The sequence below is a fragment of the Streptomyces sp. SID12501 genome, assembly GCF_010550245.1.
Taxonomy (GTDB): Bacteria; Actinomycetota; Actinomycetes; order Streptomycetales; family Streptomycetaceae; genus Streptomyces.
In genome coordinates, this window is the sequence record NZ_JAAGLU010000383.1 from 1 (window position 1) to 537 (window position 537).

Below are 537 nucleotides of genomic sequence, written 5' to 3' on the forward strand. Positions count from 1 at the left end.
AGGGCGAGCACGGTGCACGACGCGTCGAGCCGTACGGGGCGGCGGCGCTCGCGGGCCTTGCGTCGCGTGAACACCGCTGCCGTCTCGGCGGCCAGGTCACGGCGCGCGACCAGCGGTCGCCCGTGCAGCGAGAGCATCGGCACCTGCGCGTCGACGACGCGGTCGCACAGCGCGACCACGAGCTGCTCGGTCCGCCGGTCGTGCCCCCGTCCCAGGACGAGCTGCGTCGCGAGGTCGACGACGCTTCCCGTCCCGAAGGCCTCGCCGCAGCACTGCAGCTGCCACGCCGCCACCCAGACCCGCACGCTCACGACCCGCTCACCCCGACCAGGTGCGCGACGTCGCCGACGGTGACCACCGCGCGGTTGTGGAAGAACCCGTCCTCGCGCAGCGTCGTGATGCTGCCCGACGGCACGGGGAACGCGACGTGCCCGGCGGACGCGACGGGCATGCCGATCCACGCCGCGACGAGCAGCCCGGCGGTGAAGCCGTGCGTGACGACCACGAGGTGGTCGACGTCGAGCGTCAGAAGGTCGC

General features: G+C 74.1%; 1 protein-coding gene and 1 pseudogene. Both read right to left on the minus strand.

Annotated features, from left to right (window positions below; genetic code table 11):
• On the minus strand, nucleotides 1-311 hold a 311-nt coding region (locus G3I71_RS46350), incomplete at its 3' end, for a DUF6578 domain-containing protein (RefSeq protein WP_343243296.1).
• A pseudogene (locus G3I71_RS46355) lies at nucleotides 308-537 on the minus strand (histidine phosphatase family protein); the annotation flags it as partial. The gene G3I71_RS46350 and the pseudogene G3I71_RS46355, both read right to left, overlap by 4 nt.